We start from the raw sequence: 15,309 nt of genomic DNA on the forward strand, positions 1-15,309 counted from the left end.
CCATGGCGCGCACGATCTGGGACAGCTCCGTCGGCAAGAAGACGGTGATGGCCGTCAGCGGCGTGATCATGCTGCTGTATCTGGTCGCCCACGTCATCGGCAATCTGAAGATCTTCTTCGGCCCGGACGAGTTCAACCACTACGGCCACTGGCTGCGCACGGTCGGCGAGCCGTTCATGCACTACGAGTGGACGCTGTGGCTGATCCGGGTCGTGCTCCTCGTCGCCGTGCTCGCGCACGCCGTGTCCGCCTACCAGCTCAGCCGGCGCGACATCAAGGCCCGGCCGAGCAAGTACGCGCACCGCAAGCCGCGTTCCAGCTACGCGACCCGCACGATGCGCTGGGGCGGGATCATCCTGGGCCTGTTCATCGTCTGGCACGTCCTGGACCTGACCACCGGCCATGTGCACCCGGGCGGCTTCCAGGAGGGGCACCCCTACCAGAACGTCGTGGACACCTTCTCCACCTGGTACGGCAACGTCATCTACATCGTGGCGATGCTCGCCCTCGGCCTGCACATCCGGCACGGCTTCTGGAGCGCCGCCCAGACCCTCGGCGCCGGAAGCCGCACCCGCGACCGCGCCCTGAAGACGATCGCCGACGTCCTCGCCCTGCTGCTCACGGCCGGCTTCGTCGCCGTACCCGTGGGCGTGATGACCGGAGTGGTGAGCTGAAGATGACCGCTTACACCGACTACACGACCGGCGCGCCCGTCGCCGACACCAAGGCGCCCGCCGGCCCGATCCACGAGCGCTGGGACAAGCGCCGGTTCGAGGCCAAGCTGGTCAATCCCGCCAACCGGCGCAAGCACACGGTGATCGTCGTCGGCACCGGCCTGGCCGGCGGCTCGGCCGGCGCGACCCTCGCCGAACAGGGCTACCACGTCGTCCAGTTCTGCTACCAGGACTCCCCGCGCCGCGCCCACTCCATCGCGGCGCAAGGAGGCATCAACGCGGCGAAGAACTACCGCAACGACGGCGACTCCGTCCACCGCCTGTTCTACGACACCGTCAAGGGCGGCGACTTCCGCGCCCGCGAGTCCAACGTGCACCGCCTCGCGCAGATCTCCGTCGAGATCATCGACCAGTGCGTGGCGCAGGGCGTGCCCTTCGCCCGTGAGTACGGCGGCCTGCTGGACACCCGCTCCTTCGGCGGTGTCCAGGTCTCCCGCACCTTCTACGCCCGCGGCCAGACGGGGCAGCAGCTCCTGCTCGGCGCCTACCAGGCGCTCAGCCGGCAGATCGCCGCCGGGAACGTGGAGATGCATCCGCGGACCGAGATGCTCGACCTGATCGTCGTGGACGGGCGGGCCCGCGGGATCGTCGCCCGTGATCTGATCACCGGCCGCGTCGACACGTACTTCGCGGATGCCGTGGTGCTGGCGAGCGGCGGCTACGGCAACGTCTTCTACCTGTCGACGAACGCCATGAACTCCAACGCGACCGCGGTCTGGCGGGCGCACCGGCGCGGCGCGTACTTCGCCAACCCCTGCTTCACCCAGATCCATCCGACCTGCATCCCGCGCACCGGCGACCACCAGTCGAAGCTGACGCTGATGAGCGAGTCCCTGCGCAACGACGGCCGGATCTGGGTGCCGAGGGCCCAGGGCGACACCCGCCCGCCGAACAGGATCCCCGAGGACGAGCGCGACTACTACCTGGAGCGCATCTACCCCTCCTTCGGCAACCTCGTCCCGCGCGACATCGCCTCCCGCGCCGCGAAGAACGTCTGCGACGAGGGCAGGGGAGTGGGCCCCGGCGGACAGGGCGTCTACCTGGACTTCGCCGACGCCATCGAGCGGATGGGCCGCAAGGCCGTCGAGGCCAAGTACGGCAACCTCTTCGACATGTACCAGCGGATCACCGACGAGGATCCGTACGAGGTCCCGATGCGGATCTACCCGGCCGTGCACTACACGATGGGCGGACTGTGGGTCGACTACGACCTGCAGACCACCGTTCCCGGCCTGTTCGCGATCGGTGAGGCCAACTTCTCCGACCACGGCGCCAACCGGCTCGGCGCGTCCGCGCTGATGCAGGGCCTGGCCGACGGCTACTTCGTGCTGCCGGCCACCATCAACGACTACCTCGCCCGCAACCCCCGCCAGGACGAGGTGACGGACGAACACCCCGTCGTACAGGAGGTGCTGGCGGAGACCGAGGACCGGCTCAGCCTGCTGCTGTCCGTCGACGGCGACCGCACCCCCGACTCCTTCCACCGCGAGCTCGGCGAGCTGATGTGGGAGTTGTGCGGCATGGCCCGCACCGACTCCGGGCTGCGCAAGGCCCTGGAGCGCATCCCGCAGATCCGCGAGGAGTTCTGGCGGCGCATCAAGGTGCCCGGCACCGGCGAGGAGTTCAACCAGTCGCTGGAGAAGGCCAACCGCATCGTCGACTACCTGGAGCTCGCCGAGCTGATGTGCCTCGACGCGCTGCACCGCACCGAGTCCTGCGGCGGCCACTTCCGCGAGGAGTCCCAGACCCCGGACGGCGAGGCCGCCCGCAAGGACGACGAGTTCTCCTACGCGGCCGCCTGGGAGTTCACCGGCACCGGCGAGGCGCCCGTGCTGCACAGGGAAGACCTGGTCTTCGAGTACGTCCACCCCACCCAGCGGAGCTACGCATGAAGCTCACCCTGCGCGTCTGGCGGCAGAAGAACGCCGACGCCGACGGCACCATGTCCACGTACGAGGTGGACGGCATCTCGCCCGACATGTCCTTCCTGGAGATGCTGGACACGCTCAACGAGGAGCTCATCCTGCGCGGTGAGGACCCCGTGGCCTTCGACCACGACTGCCGCGAGGGCATCTGCGGCGCCTGCTCGCTGGTGATCAACGGGGACGCGCACGGGCCCGAGCGGACCACCACCTGCCAGCTGCACATGCGGTCCTTCGAGGACGGCGACACGATCGACGTCGAGCCGTGGCGGGCGTCCGCGTTCCCGGTCGTCAAGGATCTGGTCGTGGACCGGTCCGCGTTCGACCGGATCATCCAGGCCGGCGGATACATCACCGCGCCGACGGGCTCCGCCCCCGAGGCCCACGCCACGCCCGTGCCCAAGCCGGACGCCGACCTCGCCTTCGAGCACGCCGAGTGCATCGGCTGCGGGGCGTGTGTGGCGGCGTGCCCCAACGGGGCGGCGATGCTGTTCACGTCCGCGAAGGTCAACCACCTCAACGTGCTGCCCCAGGGGGCGCCCGAGCGGGAGACGCGGGTGCTGGACATGGTGGCGCAGATGGACGAGGAGGGCTTCGGCGGGTGCACGCTCACCGGTGAGTGCGCGACCGCCTGCCCGAAGGGGATTCCCCTGATGTCCATCACCGGCATGAACAAGGAGTGGCTGCGGGCCGTGCGGAAGGTCAAGCGGTAGCGCCGTAGGTCTCGGCGCCCTCTTCGCGGGTGGGCGTCGTTCAGCTTTCTCACATCCGCTCTCCCGGCGTTGGTCACGTCCACGCCAACCCGGGTCGGAAGAAAAGGGGTGTCCCCAGCCCCGCTCCACCGGCCCGTGCCCAGGAGAGAGCCATGTCCGGCGTCAGTACGCTCACACCCACGCGCTACACCGTCCGCCTGGCCCGCGACGAGGACGACGTACGCGCCGCGCAGCGGCTGCGCCACGACGTCTTCGCCGGGGAGATGGGGGCTCTGCTGGCCACACCGCAGCCGGGCCTCGACATCGACCCGTTCGACGCGTACTGCGACCACCTGCTGGTCCGGGACACCTCGACCGGCCAGGTCGTCGGCACCTACCGGCTGCTGCCGCCCGAGCGGGCCGCGATCGCCGGGAGGCTGTACTCCGAGGGCGAGTTCGACCTGTCCCGGCTGGACGGCATCCGGCCCGGACTGGTCGAGGTCGGCCGGTCCTGTGTGCACCCCGACCACCGCGACGGGGCCGTCATCGGGCTCATCTGGGCCGGCATCGCCCGGTACATGGTGGACGGCGGCCACGAGTGGCTGGCCGGCTGCTGCTCGCTGCCCCTCTCCGACGGCGGCGCGGTCGCGGCCGCCACCTGGGACCGGGTGCGGGCGGGGCACCTGGCTCCGCAGGAGTTCCGCGTACGACCGCTGCTGCCGTGGAACGCCGACGGCGTGGCTCGGCCCACCGGGCGGACCGAGCTGCCCCCGCTGCTGCGCGGCTACCTCCGCCTCGGCGCCCGGGTGTGCGGCGAGCCCGCGCACGACCCGGACTTCGGGGTCGCCGACCTCTTTGTGCTGCTGTCGATGCGCCGGGTCGACGCCCGCTATCTGAGGCACTTCCTCTCGCTCGCCCCGGCCCGGTGAGCGCCTGGCTGCCGAGCGCGCCCTGCACCCCGCGGGCGTGCCTGGAGGAGACGGGCGCGTCCGCCGCGGCGGTCGTACGGGGCGTGCTGCGGATCGCGGCGGTCCTCGCGCTGCTCCTCGCCGGGGTGGTGCTGTCGCCGCTCGGGCCGAGAATCCCCGCCGGTGCCGTACGGCGCTGGTGCCGGTGGACCGTGAGGGCCGCGGGTGTACGGGTGCGCCTCACCGGCCGGGCCGCGCCGGCCGGGGGCCTGCTGCTCGTCGCCCACCACGTCTCCTGGCTGGACGTCCCGCTGCTGGCCGCCGTACGCCCGGCGCGCATGCTGGCCAAGCGGGAGATCCGGCGCTGGCCCGTGGCGGGGGCGCTGGCGGCGCGCGGCGGTGCGCTGTTCATCGACCGCGACCGGCTGCGGACGCTGCCCGGCACGGTCGCGCAGCTCGCCGAGGTGCTGCGCACGGGTGGGGCCGTCGGCGTCTTCCCCGAAGGGAGCACCTGGTGCGGCCGCGCCCAGGGCCGCTTCCGCCGGGCGGCGTTCCAGGCCGCCCTCGACGCGAACGTCCCCGTCCAGCCGGTCGCCATCCGCTACCGCCTCGCCGACGGCACCCCCACCACCCGCCCGGCCTTCATCGGCGAGGACTCCCTGCTCACGTCGGTGTGGCGCGTGACCACGACCCGGAGCGTGACCGCCGAGGTGGAGGTGCGACCCGCGATCGCTCCCGGGACCTTCCCCGACCGCCGTGCGCTGGCAAGGGCCGCTGAGGACAGTGCCTTCAAGGGGCGCGGGGAACTGCGCGACAAGCCACGCACCAGCCGCACCCGCCGGACGGCAGAACAACCCGAGCTCCTAGGCGGACAGCCTTAGGGCCCGCGCCAGATAAGAGGCGGTCCGCCCACCAGAAGCCCTCGCCACCGCCACGGGGGGTCCCGCCGCCACGATCCGCCCACCCGCTTCGCCCCCGCCCGGCCCCAGGTCGACCACCCAGTCCGCCCCGGCCACGACAGCCATGTCGTGCTCGACGACGATCACGGTGTTCCCGGCGTCGACCAGGGCGTGGAGATGGTGCATGAGCAGCTCGACGTCGGCCGGGTGCAGCCCGGTCGTCGGCTCGTCGAGGAGGTACAGCGTGTGTCCGCGCCGCCCGCGCTGCAGCTCGGCCGCCAGCTTGATGCGCTGCGCCTCCCCGCCGGACAGCTCCGTCGCGGGCTGGCCCAGCCGCAGATAGCCGAGACCCACGTCGAGGAGGGCGCGGAGGCTGCGCGCCACGGCGGGGGTGCCGGCGAAGAACTCGGCGGCCGCCTCCACGGTGAGGTCCAGCACCTGGGCGATGGTCAGGCCGCGGTACGTCACCTCCAGCGTGTCCGGGTTGTAGCGGGCTCCGCCGCAGTCCGGGCAGGGCGCGTACGTGCTCGGCAGGAACAGCAGCTCCACACTGACGAAGCCCTCGCCCTGGCAGGTCTCGCAGCGGCCGCCGGCCACGTTGAAGGAGAACCGGCCGACGCCGTAGCCTCGCTCCCGGGCCGCCTCCGTCGCCGCGAACTCCTTGCGCACCACGTCGAACAGGCCCGTGTAGGTGGCCAGGTTGGAGCGTGGAGTCCGGCCGATGGGCCGCTGATCCAACGTCACCAGCCTGTCCACGCCGCCGAGTTCCTCGGTGATCTCGCCGATGAGCGTGGACTTGCCGGACCCCGAGACGCCGGTGACCGCGGTGAGCGCGCCGAGCGGGAACTCGGCCGTGAGGTCCCGCAGGTTGTGCCGGGTGACCGGGCCGACCTTCAGCCGGCCGCGCGGAGCCCGCACTTCGCGGGCCGGGGCGGGGGAGCGGGCGAAGAGGAAGCGGGCCGTCGCCGACTCGCTCACCGCGGCGAGCTCCGCCACCGGCCCGCTGTGCAGCACCCGGCCGCCGTGCTCGCCCGCGCGCGGGCCGACGTCCACGATCCAGTCGGCTCCGCGCACCACGTCCAGGTGGTGCTCCACCACGAACACCGAGTTCCCGGCCGCCTTCAGCCGCCCCAGCACCGTCAGCAGCGCCTCGGTGTCGGCGGGGTGCAGTCCGGCGGACGGCTCGTCCAGGACGTAGACGACCCCGAACAGACCCGAGCGCAACTGGGTGGCCAGCCTGAGCCGTTGCAGTTCCCCGGCGGAGAGCGTGGGCGTGGGCCGGTCCAGGCTCAGATAGCCGAGGCCGAGCTCGACGACCGGCGCGATCCGGGACCTGAGGTCGTCGGTGAGCACCCGGGCCGCCTCCGAGGCGCCGTCCAGCGACGCGGCCAGCTCGGCCAGCGGAAGCGCCGCCAGTTCGGCGATGTTGCGCCCCCCGAAGGTCACGGCGAGGGCCTCCGGGCGCAGCCTGCCGCCGTCGCACACCGCGCACGGGGCGGCCGTCAGGAAGCGCTCGGCCTTCGCCCGCAGGGCGGGGCTCTTGGAGTCCGAGAACGTCTTCATCACATAGCGGTGCGCGCTCATGTACGTGCCCTGGTAGGGGCGCTGGATGCGGTCGGCGTCCCGCACCGGGTGCACGGTGACGACCGGCTGCTCGTCGGTGAACAGGATCCACTCCCGCTGCCCGGCGGGCAGTTCGCGCCAGGGCCGGTCCACGTCGTACCCGAGCGCGTCGAGGATGTCCCGCAGGTTCTTGCCCTGCCAGGCGCCCGGCCACGCGGCGATCGCGCCGTCGCGGATCGACAGCGACGGATCGGGGACCAGCAGTTCCTCGGTCGTACGGTGCACCCGGCCCAGGCCCTGGCACTCGGGGCAGGCGCCGGCCGCGGTGTTGGGGGAGAAGGCGTCGGAGTCCAGGCGCGCGGCGCCCGGCGGGTAGTCGCCCGCGCGGGAGAACAGCATGCGCAGGGAGTTGGAGAGGTTGGTCACCGTCCCCACCGAGGAGCGGGACGTCGGCGCCGAGCGGCGCTGCTCCAGCGACACCGCCGGCGGCAGCCCGCTGATCTCGGCGACCTTCGGGGCGCCCACCTGGTGGATCAGCCTGCGCGCGTACGGCGCCACGGACTCGAAGTAGCGGCGCTGCGCCTCGGCGTAGATCGTGCCGAAGGCGAGCGAGGACTTCCCGGAGCCGGACACGCCGGTGAACACGGCCACGACGTCCCGCGGGATGTCCACGTCCACGTCCTTCAGGTTGTGCTCGCGGGCGCCGCGGACGCGGACGTACGGGTCGTGAGGGTGGTGCATGACGGGCAACCCTAGCCGCTGACGATCGAGGCCAGCCGCCGGTAGGAGTCCAGCAGGGCTTCGCGGTCGTAGGTGCTGGTGGTCACGAGGACCTCCTGGGCGCCCGTCTCCTTCAGCACCGTCTCCAGTTCGTGCGCGACCTGTTCCTCCGAGCCCGCGAGCTGCCCGGTCAGGCCCGACTCGTAGAAGCCGCGCTCCCGGGCGGTCATGGCGAGCGACTCGACGCGCTCGGCGGGCGGCAGCGGCGGGAAGGTGCCGTGCGTGCGGGAGTGCGCCATCGACCACGCCTCCGGGACCAGCAGCCGGCGGGCCTGCTCGGGGGTGTCCGCGACGGCCACGTTGCCGGAGATCACCACGTACGGCTCGGCCGCCCAGGGGGAGGGGCGGAAGCGGTCGCGGTAGTGCTCGACGCCGCGCAGCATCTTCTCCCGGTTGCGGAGGTCGCCGATCACCATCGGCAGGCCCGCCTCGGCGGCGATCGTCGCGCCCTCGCCCATGGCCAGCACGAACGGCGGCACGGTCAGCCCGTCCGCGGGCCGGGCGCGCACGCCCGTCGGGGAGGTGCCGCGGAACCAGCCGAGCAGCTCCTGGAGCTGGCCGGCGAAGTCCTCCGCGTCCTCCTTGTCGCGGCCCAGCGCCTTGCGCACGCCGGTGGTGAAGCCCACCGAGCGGCCGAGCCCCATGTCGATACGGCCAGGGAAGAGGGACTCCAGCACGCCGAACTGCTCGGCGACGACCAGCGGCCGGTGGTTGGGCAGCATGACCCCGCCCGTGCCCACCCGGATGGTGCCGGTCGCCGCGGCGACGGCCGCCGCCAGCACGGTCGGCGCCGAACCGGCCACCCCGGGCACCCCGTGGTGCTCCGACACCCAGAACCGGTGGTAGCCGAGCGCCTCCACCTCCCGCGCCAGTGCCACGGTGTCGCGCAGCGCCTCACCGGGCGGGCGGCCCTCTCGGGTGCGGGAGCGGTCGAGCACGGAGAAGCGGGTCGCGGCGATCACGGAAGTCACACAGGGTTCAACGCGGCCGGGGCGGTCGCATTCCCGGAGTGGCGGACACAGCCGTCGCCGTCGGGTCCTTCGGCCTGGGCGGGCCGGGCCCAGGAGACCTAGGGTGGGCCGGGTGACTGACACCCGGCCCCCGCTCGCCGTGTTCGACCTGGACAACACCCTCGCCGACACCGCGCACCGCCAGCACTTCCTGCAGACCAGGCCGCGGAACTGGGACGCGTTCTTCGCGGCCGCGCCCCAGGACCCGCCGATCCCGCAGGGCGTTGCGCTGGCGGTGGAGAGCGCCGGGGAGTGCGAGGTCGTCTACCTCACCGGGCGGCCCGAGCGCTGCCGCCGCGACACGCTGCAGTGGCTCGCGGCGCACGGGCTGCCCGAGGGGCGTGTCCATATGCGGGGCGACGCCGACCGCAGGCCGGCCCGGTTCACCAAGCTGGAGATCCTGCGCCGGCTCGCCCGTACGCGTGAGGTGAGGATGCTGGTGGACGACGACGAGCTGGTGTGCGAGGCCGCCGAACGGGCCGGCTTCACCGTCGTCCGGGCCCGCTGGGCCGCGCCCTCCGCCGAGCTGAGGGCGGCGCAGGAGCGGGAGGGCCGTACCTGAGGGGACTCGGTGTCCTCAGGAGTCGGTGTCCTCAGGAGCCGGTGTCCTCGAGGCGGAACCCGACCTTCAGGCCGACCTGCCAGTGCGCGATCTCGCCGTTCTCGATCTGCCCCCTGACCTGCGTGACCTCGAACCAGTCCAGGTTCCGGAGCGTCTGCGAGGCCCTGGAGACGCCGTTGCGGATGGCCTTGTCGACGCCCTCGGGCGAGGTGCCGACGATCTCGGTGACCCGGTAGGTGTGGTTCGACATGGGGCTGCTCCTCCTGCTGTGACGGCGGATGACGCCGGCGCCGCATGTGGCGCGCGTCACTCCACCGTGCCCCAGGCTGCGGCGGAGCGCGAGACGTCGGCCCGGTCGCCCGGTGCCCCTTGACCTTCGCATTGGTCCATACCAAAATCCAGCTCACCCGTTCGGGCCCCTGTGCTCGTCCCCCCACGTCGGGTCCCTCTCCCCTGTCCGTCAGGCAGAACAGGACCGACCAGTGACACGCCGCCTCCTCGCCCTCGTCTGTGTCTCCGCTTCCCTCGCCAGCGGCTGCGGCCTGCTGCCGGGCGGCACCGAACGGCAGACCGTCACCGTGTGGCTGATGAAGGACAGCGCCTCCCGGGACTTCCTGGACCGCTTCACGGAGGACTTCGAGCGCACCCACACCGACATCGACCTCGACCTGCGCATCCAGGAGTGGACCGGCATCGGCCCCAAGGTGCAGGCGGCCCTGGAGGCGAAGGACGAGAAGGCCGCCGCGGGGCCCGACGTCATCGAGGTCGGCAACACCCAGGTGCCGCAGTACGTCGACGGAGGCCGGCTGGTCGATCTGACGCTGGAGTCCGTGCGGGACTGGGGGAGCCGGGACTGGCTGCCCGGCCTCGCCGAGCCGGGCCAACTGCGCGGCCACCAGTACGGCGTCCCCTGGTACGCCGCCAACCGGGTGGTCGTCTACCGCAAGGACCTCTTCGCCGAGGCCGGCGTGGACGCCCCGCCGAGGACCCGCGAGGAGTGGCTCTCCGCCACCGAGAAGCTGAACCGCGGCGGCACCGAGGGGATCTACCTCGCCGGACAGGACTGGTACACCCTCGCCGGGTTCATCTGGGACGAGGGCGGCGAACTCGCCGAGGAGGCCGGCGGCACCTGGCAGGGCTCCCTGGACAGCCCGGAGGCCCTGCGCGGCATGGACTTCTACCGCCGCCTCCAGGCCCTCGGCTCCGGCCCGGTCGACGCCGACGAGGAACACCCGCCCCAGGCCGACGAGTTCGCCCGCGGCGAGATCGCCCAGATCGTGGCCGTGCCCGGAGTCGCCCGTGCCGTCGTGCAGCGCAACCCCGGACTGGAGGGCAAGCTCGGCTTCTTCCCCGTGCCCGGCCGTACCGCGGCCCGGCCCGGTGCCGTGTTCACCGGCGGCTCCGACCTGGTGATCCCCGAGAACACCGACCAGCGCGAGGGTGCCATCGCGGTGGTGGAGGCCCTCGCCGGAGCCAAGTGGAACACCGACCTGGCCCGCACCATGAACTACGTCCCCAACAAGACCACCCTCGCCGGCGCGGTCGCGGGCGAGGAGGGCGTCGCCGCCATGGCCGCGGGCGCCGCCGAGGGCCGGGCCACCCCCACCACACCCGAGTGGGCCGCGGTGGAGGCGGACAACCCGATCAAGGCCTACATGACCAAGGTGCTGCGGGGCGCCGACGCCGAGACGGAGGCCCGCCGCGCCTCGGACCGCATCACCGACCTGCTGTCACTGGCCTGACCGGGCCGGTGACCTGACGGGGCCGGTGGCCTGACCGGGCCGGTCACCCGGCCGTGATCCTCCTCGGCGTGCGGGCCTCGCCGTGATCCGTGTGCGCGTCCTCACCTCACCGTGCTCAGGGACAGCGCGAACCGTCCCCGCGCGTCCGTCCACCAGTGGCTCAGTTCCAGGCCGGCGGCGGCCAGTTCGCCGCGCACCCCGTCCCGGCGGAACTTCGCCGACACCTCGGTGCGCAGCTCCTCGCCCGCGGCGAAGTCGACCGCGAGGTCCAGGGCCCGGATCTTCACGGTCTGCTCGGCGCGGGCGCGCAGCCGCATCTCGATCCACTCCCGCTCGGCGTCCCACAGCGCCACGTGGTCGAACGCCGCCGGGTCGAAGTCGGCGCCGAGCTCGCGGTTGACGACCGTCAGCACGTTCTTGTCGAACGCCGCCGTCACCCCGGCCGCGTCGTCGTACGCGCGGACCAGGGTCTCCTCGTCCTTGACGAGGTCCGTGCCGAGCAGCAGCGCGTCGCCGGGGGAGAGCATGGCGCGCACCGAGGCGAGGAACTCGGCCCGTTCGGCGGGCAGGAGGTTGCCGATCGTGCCGCCGAGGAACGCCAGCAGGCGCGGCCCGGGAGTGTCGGGCAGGGTCAGCTCGGCCGTGAAGTCGGCGATCAGCGCGTGCACGCCGAGTTCCGGGAACTCCTCCACCAGCGCCTTCCCGGCCTGCGCGAGGGCGCTCTCGCTGACGTCGACGGGGACGTACGTCCGCAGCGTCCCGAGCGAGGTCAGCGCGCCCAGCAGATGCCGGGTCTTGTCGGAGGAGCCCGAGCCCAGTTCGATCAGCGTGCGGGCGGGCAGCGCGGCGGCGATCTCGTCGGACCTGTCGAGCAGGATCTCCCGCTCGGCGCGCGTCGGGTAGTACTCGGGCAGCTCGGTGATCTGCTCGAACAGGTCGCTGCCGTGGGCGTCGTAGAACCACTTCGGCGGCAGCGTCTTGGGGTGCGCGGTGAGGCCGGCCAGGACGTCTGCGCGCAGGGCGGCCTCGGTGGCGTCCTCGGCGAGCAGGCGGGTGAGAAGGAACTGGCTCACGGACGGGGCTCCTTCGGGGAGGCGGGGGCCGAGGCGTCGCTCGGTTCCTTGAGGGGGGAGAGCTGTACGTCGGCGCCGGTCGCCACGAGCAGGGTGCGGTCGGGGACCTCGCGCCACAGCGGGTCGTCGTCGTGGGGCTCGGAGGCCACGACCGTGCCCAGGCCGGGCTCGCTGCGGCACCACAGGGTGTCGCCCCAGGCGGTCGCGGCGATCGAGGTGCCGTCGGTCAGCAGCAGGTTCAGCCTGGAGCCGGGGGCGGCCGCGGCCACCTCCGGGACGGTGTCGGCCAGCGCCCGGCCCATGTCGTCGCCGGCCCGCAGCCGGGCCAGCACCAGCGCCCACACCAGCGCGGAGTCGTTGCGGGCGGCCAGCCGCAGCAGGTCCACCGGCGGCAGCGCCGCGGCGACCGGGGCGAGGGAGTCCGGCCAGCCGGTGACGGCGCCGTTGTGGCTGAACAGCCAGCGGTCAGCGGCGAAGGGCGCCGCCGCGGCCTCGCCGTCGGGGCTCGGTACGGTCGCGTCCCGGACCGCCGCGAGCAGCGCCCGGGTGCGCACCACCCGGGCCAGGTCGGTCAGGTCGCAGTCGGCCCAGATCGGACCGAAGCGCCGGTAGCGGGCCGGGACCGGGTCGCCGTCGGCGTACCAGCCCACCCCGAACCCGTCGGCGTTGACCGTGCCGTGCTTCTGCCGCCTGGGCGCCCACGACTGCCGGTACAGCGAGTGCGGCGGCTCGAACAGCAGCCGCCCGAGGGGCACCTCGGGGCCCACGTAGGCCAGGTGCCGGCACATCAGACGGACTCCGAGCGCGCGGTGCGGAACCCGGAGAAGATCTGCCTGCGGATCGGGTAGTCCCAGTTGCGGAAGGTGCCCCGGCAGGCGACCGGGTCCACGGCGAACGAGCCGCCGCGCAGCACCTTGTACTCGGGCCCGAAGAACACCTCGGAGTACTCCTTGTACGGGTACGCCACGAACCCCGGGTAGGGCTGGAAGTCGCTCGCGGTCCACTCCCACACGTCACCGATCAACTGCCGTACTCCCAGCGGCGACTCACCGGCCGGGTAGCTGCCCGCGGGGGCCGGGCGCAGATGCCGCTGGCCCAGGTTGGCGTGCTCGGGCGCCGGGTCGGCGTCGCCCCAGGGGTAGCGCCGGGAGCGGCCCGTGGCCGGGTCGAAGCGGGCGGCCTTCTCCCACTCGGTCTCGGTGGGCAGCCGCCGCCCCGCCCAGCGGGCGTAGGCGTCGGCCTCGTACCAGGACACGTGCAGCACCGGCTCCTCGCGCGGCACCACCTCGGTCACCCCGAACCGGCGGCGCAGCCACTGCCCGCCGTCCCGGCGCCAGAACAGCGGCGCCCGCACGGAGTTGCGGCGGATGTGCGCCCAGCCCTCGGGCGCCCACCAGCGCTCGGTGTCGTAGCCGCCGTCCTCGATGAACGCCAGATAGGCGCCGTTGGTGACCGGCGTGGTGTCGATCCAGAACGGCTCCACCTCCCGCCGGTGCGCGGGCCGTTCGTTGTCCAGCGACCACGGCTCGGTGGAGGTGCCCATGGTGAACGGTCCGCCGGGCACCAGCACTTCGGCCGGCCCGGTGAACAGCGGCACCGGCTCCGGGTCCGGGGCGGTCAGCGCCTGCGGGCCCTTGCGCAGCTGATGGGTGATCAGCATCGTCTCGTCGTGCTGTTGTTCGTGCTGGGCGACCATGCCGAACGCGAAACCCGCCTCGGTCAGCCGGGTGCCGCCCTGGAACGCGGCCGCCTCCAGCACGTCCAGGACCCGCCCGCGCACCTCGGCCGCGTACTTCCGCGCCTCGTCGGGCGGCAGCAGCGGCAGCTTGGGCCGCTCGGCGCGCGGATGCTCGAAGGCGTCGTACAGGCTGTCGATTTCGGGCCGCATCGCCTCCTGCCCGGCGACGGCCCGCAGCAGCCACTGCTCCTCCTGGTTGCCGATGTGCGCCAGGTCCCACACCAGCGGCGACATCAGCGGCGAGTGCTGGGCGGTGAGGTCCGGGTCCTCCACACAGCTGGTCAGCAGGGTGGTGCGGGCGCGCGCGGCGGTCAGCGAGACCAGCGCCCGCTCGCGGAAGGGCTCGGTGTCGAGGGCCGGCTCGGTGGTCATGCGGGGATGTCCTTCCCGTGCGCCCCGGAGGCCGGGGAGAGATCCGTGCGGTGGACGCGGTCGAGCAGATCGTCGGCGGGGCAGCGGCCCCGGGCCACATAGCGGTCCGCGAACGCCGCCACGGCGTCCGTGACCTGACGCCCGGCCCCCATCCGCGGCAGCGCCTCCAGGGCCGCCGCGAAGCACAGCTCGGCGACCTCGCGCAGCTCGGGGTCGGAGAGCCCGTCACGGGCGGCGTCGCGCCACAGCGGGTTGTGCGGGGCGGGCAGCGACAGGGAGCGCTCGGCCAGCGGCTTGACCGCGCGGTACGCGGTCTCCGCGGCCCCGGGGTCGTCGAACAGGGCCGTCGTGACCGCGAGCGGCACGATCCAGCCGTCGTCGCCGGGCTGCGCGTCGATCATGCGCAGTTCCAGATGCCCGCGGGGCCTGACCGGCGGGAACAGCGTCGTGAGGTGGTAGTCGAGGTCCTCGCGGGTGGGCGGCCGGGGCCCGCCCGAGCGGGTCCACTGCCGGAAGGTCAGCCCCTCGGGCACCTCCCACGGCCCGCACTCCTGCCGTACGCACATCACCGGCGCGTCCAGCACATGCCGCGCCCAGGCCGCGCGCGGGTCGCCCTCCAGCGCGGGCGCACCCGCCCGGCCGGGGCCGATACGGGTCCAGGTCAGCTGCCGGGTCGACCGCCAGCCGGTGGGCCTGCGGCCGGCCAGCGGGGAGTTCGCGAAGGCCGCCACCAGCACCGCGCCCAGCTGATGGGCGAGCCACCAGCGCCGCCCCATGCCGAGCGGTCCGGGCTCCTCGTACCCGGCGTCCAGGCAGACCTGCACCGACGCCGACGCGCACATCATGTCCCGGCCCGCGGGACCCGTACGGTCCAGGCAGGTCTCCATCGCGTCGTAGCGCGGGGAGTGCAGATAGCGGCGGGGCGGACGCCAGGGGTCCTGGCCGACGCCGAGCAGCGCGAGCTCGTGCCCGCGCAGGGCCGCCCGTACGGCGGCGAGGTCGGCGGAGACGATCGTGACCGCGTCCGTCAGGGACGCGGCGGGCGGCGAGCTCAGCTCCAGCTGGCCGCCGGGTTCCACGGTGAGCGCCGATCCCAGGGGGACGGCGCGCAGTGCGGCGTAGGCCGCCGCGAGACGTTCGGGTGCCACGGGCGCCCACGGCCGGTGCGGCTCGTGGACCAGCCATTCCACCTCGACCCCTACCGTGCCGGGTGGTCCGGTCTTGAAGCAGATGCCCCGTACCAGGGCCTCGACCTCGGCTTCCGTGATGGCCCTGCGGGGCTCCGTACAGTCGCCTGCCGAATCGGACATGCCA

The 15,309-nt window shown here is 73.1% G+C and carries 14 protein-coding genes; 7 read left to right on the top strand and 7 right to left on the bottom strand.

Annotated elements, in window-relative coordinates; translation table 11 throughout:
- The first annotated feature begins 2 nt into the window (after positions 1 to 2).
- The 5 genes from ACIGXJ_RS32750 (at position 3) to ACIGXJ_RS32770 (ending at position 5,137) form a co-directional block, all read left to right on the top strand.
- Complete coding sequence (locus tag ACIGXJ_RS32750) at positions 3 to 674, top strand: succinate dehydrogenase (protein ID WP_399653323.1); 672 nt, start codon at positions 3 to 5, stop codon at positions 672 to 674.
- A gap of 2 nt (positions 675 to 676) precedes the next feature.
- Positions 677 to 2,626, top strand: a complete 1,950-nt coding sequence (locus ACIGXJ_RS32755) for a fumarate reductase/succinate dehydrogenase flavoprotein subunit (protein ID WP_399653172.1) — start codon at positions 677 to 679, stop codon at positions 2,624 to 2,626.
- Entirely contained in the window at positions 2,623 to 3,369 is a 747-nt protein-coding gene (locus ACIGXJ_RS32760) for a succinate dehydrogenase/fumarate reductase iron-sulfur subunit (RefSeq protein ID WP_399653174.1), read from the top strand. Before ACIGXJ_RS32755 ends, ACIGXJ_RS32760 begins: the two co-directional genes overlap by 4 nt.
- A gap of 152 nt (positions 3,370 to 3,521) precedes the next feature.
- On the top strand, positions 3,522 to 4,277 hold the full coding sequence (locus ACIGXJ_RS32765; protein WP_399653177.1) for a GNAT family N-acetyltransferase: 756 nt from the start codon (positions 3,522 to 3,524) through the stop codon (positions 4,275 to 4,277).
- The gene (locus ACIGXJ_RS32770; RefSeq protein ID WP_399653180.1) at positions 4,274 to 5,137 is read left to right on the top strand and encodes a lysophospholipid acyltransferase family protein; all 864 of its coding nucleotides are present in this window, start codon (positions 4,274 to 4,276) and stop codon (positions 5,135 to 5,137) included. The genes ACIGXJ_RS32765 and ACIGXJ_RS32770 overlap by 4 nt, the downstream gene beginning before the upstream one ends.
- Here the strand turns inward: ACIGXJ_RS32770 and ACIGXJ_RS32775 are convergent.
- Together ACIGXJ_RS32775 and ACIGXJ_RS32780 are read right to left on the bottom strand one after the other, a co-directional pair.
- A complete protein-coding gene (locus ACIGXJ_RS32775; protein ID WP_399653182.1) occupies positions 5,120 to 7,459 on the bottom strand; it encodes an ATP-binding cassette domain-containing protein in 2,340 nt (779 codons plus the stop codon). The two genes, ACIGXJ_RS32770 and ACIGXJ_RS32775, sit on opposite strands and share 18 nt — an antisense overlap.
- An 11-nt stretch (positions 7,460 to 7,470) precedes the next feature.
- Positions 7,471 to 8,469 (bottom strand): LLM class flavin-dependent oxidoreductase, encoded by a 999-nt coding sequence (locus ACIGXJ_RS32780; RefSeq protein WP_399653185.1) that lies wholly within the window; start codon positions 8,467 to 8,469, stop codon positions 7,471 to 7,473.
- 112 nt (positions 8,470 to 8,581) lie between these two features.
- Here ACIGXJ_RS32780 and ACIGXJ_RS32785 point away from each other — a divergent pair, with 112 nt between their 5' ends.
- Positions 8,582 to 9,070 (top strand): hypothetical protein, encoded by a 489-nt coding sequence (locus ACIGXJ_RS32785; protein WP_399653187.1) that lies wholly within the window; start codon positions 8,582 to 8,584, stop codon positions 9,068 to 9,070.
- A gap of 31 nt (positions 9,071 to 9,101) precedes the next feature.
- Here ACIGXJ_RS32785 and ACIGXJ_RS32790 read toward each other — a convergent pair whose 3' ends face one another.
- Positions 9,102 to 9,320, bottom strand: a complete 219-nt coding sequence (locus ACIGXJ_RS32790) for a dodecin (protein ID WP_399653189.1) — start codon at positions 9,318 to 9,320, stop codon at positions 9,102 to 9,104.
- 232 nt (positions 9,321 to 9,552) lie between these two features.
- Here ACIGXJ_RS32790 and ACIGXJ_RS32795 point away from each other — a divergent pair, with 232 nt between their 5' ends.
- Positions 9,553 to 10,812 carry an extracellular solute-binding protein gene (locus ACIGXJ_RS32795; protein ID WP_399653191.1) on the top strand — a complete coding sequence of 420 codons (1,260 nt, stop codon included), beginning with the start codon at positions 9,553 to 9,555 and terminating at the stop codon, positions 10,810 to 10,812.
- Positions 10,813 to 10,913: 101 nt separating this feature from the next.
- On the opposite strand, the gene egtD is transcribed toward ACIGXJ_RS32795, so the two are convergent.
- From egtD to egtA, 4 genes are read right to left on the bottom strand one after another with little or no spacing between them, the layout of a single operon-like run.
- Positions 10,914 to 11,885 (bottom strand): L-histidine N(alpha)-methyltransferase, encoded by a 972-nt coding sequence (egtD, locus tag ACIGXJ_RS32800; RefSeq protein ID WP_399653194.1) that lies wholly within the window; start codon positions 11,883 to 11,885, stop codon positions 10,914 to 10,916.
- The gene (gene egtC / locus ACIGXJ_RS32805; protein ID WP_399653197.1) at positions 11,882 to 12,673 is read right to left on the bottom strand and encodes an ergothioneine biosynthesis protein EgtC; all 792 of its coding nucleotides are present in this window, start codon (positions 12,671 to 12,673) and stop codon (positions 11,882 to 11,884) included. Before egtC ends, egtD begins: the two co-directional genes overlap by 4 nt.
- The gene (gene egtB / locus ACIGXJ_RS32810; RefSeq protein WP_399653199.1) at positions 12,673 to 13,995 is read right to left on the bottom strand and encodes an ergothioneine biosynthesis protein EgtB; all 1,323 of its coding nucleotides are present in this window, start codon (positions 13,993 to 13,995) and stop codon (positions 12,673 to 12,675) included. The genes egtC and egtB overlap by 1 nt, the downstream gene beginning before the upstream one ends.
- The gene (egtA, locus tag ACIGXJ_RS32815; protein ID WP_399653201.1) at positions 13,992 to 15,305 is read right to left on the bottom strand and encodes an ergothioneine biosynthesis glutamate--cysteine ligase EgtA; all 1,314 of its coding nucleotides are present in this window, start codon (positions 15,303 to 15,305) and stop codon (positions 13,992 to 13,994) included. The genes egtB and egtA overlap by 4 nt, the downstream gene beginning before the upstream one ends.
- Positions 15,306 to 15,309: the final 4 nt, after the last annotated feature.

The organism is Streptomyces sp. NPDC053367 (assembly GCF_044545925.1).
Lineage (GTDB): Bacteria > Actinomycetota > Actinomycetes > Streptomycetales > Streptomycetaceae > Streptomyces.

Coding starts and splice junctions, on each gene's coding strand:
- ACIGXJ_RS32765 (WP_399653177.1), top strand. CDS start 3,522: ATGTCCGGCGTCAGTACGCTCACACCCACGCGCTACACCGTCCGCCTG.
- ACIGXJ_RS32790 (WP_399653189.1), bottom strand. CDS start 9,320: ATGTCGAACCACACCTACCGGGTCACCGAGATCGTCGGCACCTCGCCC.
- egtB (WP_399653199.1), bottom strand. CDS start 13,995: ATGACCACCGAGCCGGCCCTCGACACCGAGCCCTTCCGCGAGCGGGCG.
- ACIGXJ_RS32760 (WP_399653174.1), top strand. CDS start 2,623: ATGAAGCTCACCCTGCGCGTCTGGCGGCAGAAGAACGCCGACGCCGAC.
- egtC (WP_399653197.1), bottom strand. CDS start 12,673: ATGTGCCGGCACCTGGCCTACGTGGGCCCCGAGGTGCCCCTCGGGCGG.
- egtA (WP_399653201.1), bottom strand. CDS start 15,305: ATGTCCGATTCGGCAGGCGACTGTACGGAGCCCCGCAGGGCCATCACG.
- ACIGXJ_RS32775 (WP_399653182.1), bottom strand. CDS start 7,459: ATGCACCACCCTCACGACCCGTACGTCCGCGTCCGCGGCGCCCGCGAG.
- ACIGXJ_RS32755 (WP_399653172.1), top strand. CDS start 677: ATGACCGCTTACACCGACTACACGACCGGCGCGCCCGTCGCCGACACC.
- ACIGXJ_RS32750 (WP_399653323.1), top strand. CDS start 3: ATGGCGCGCACGATCTGGGACAGCTCCGTCGGCAAGAAGACGGTGATG.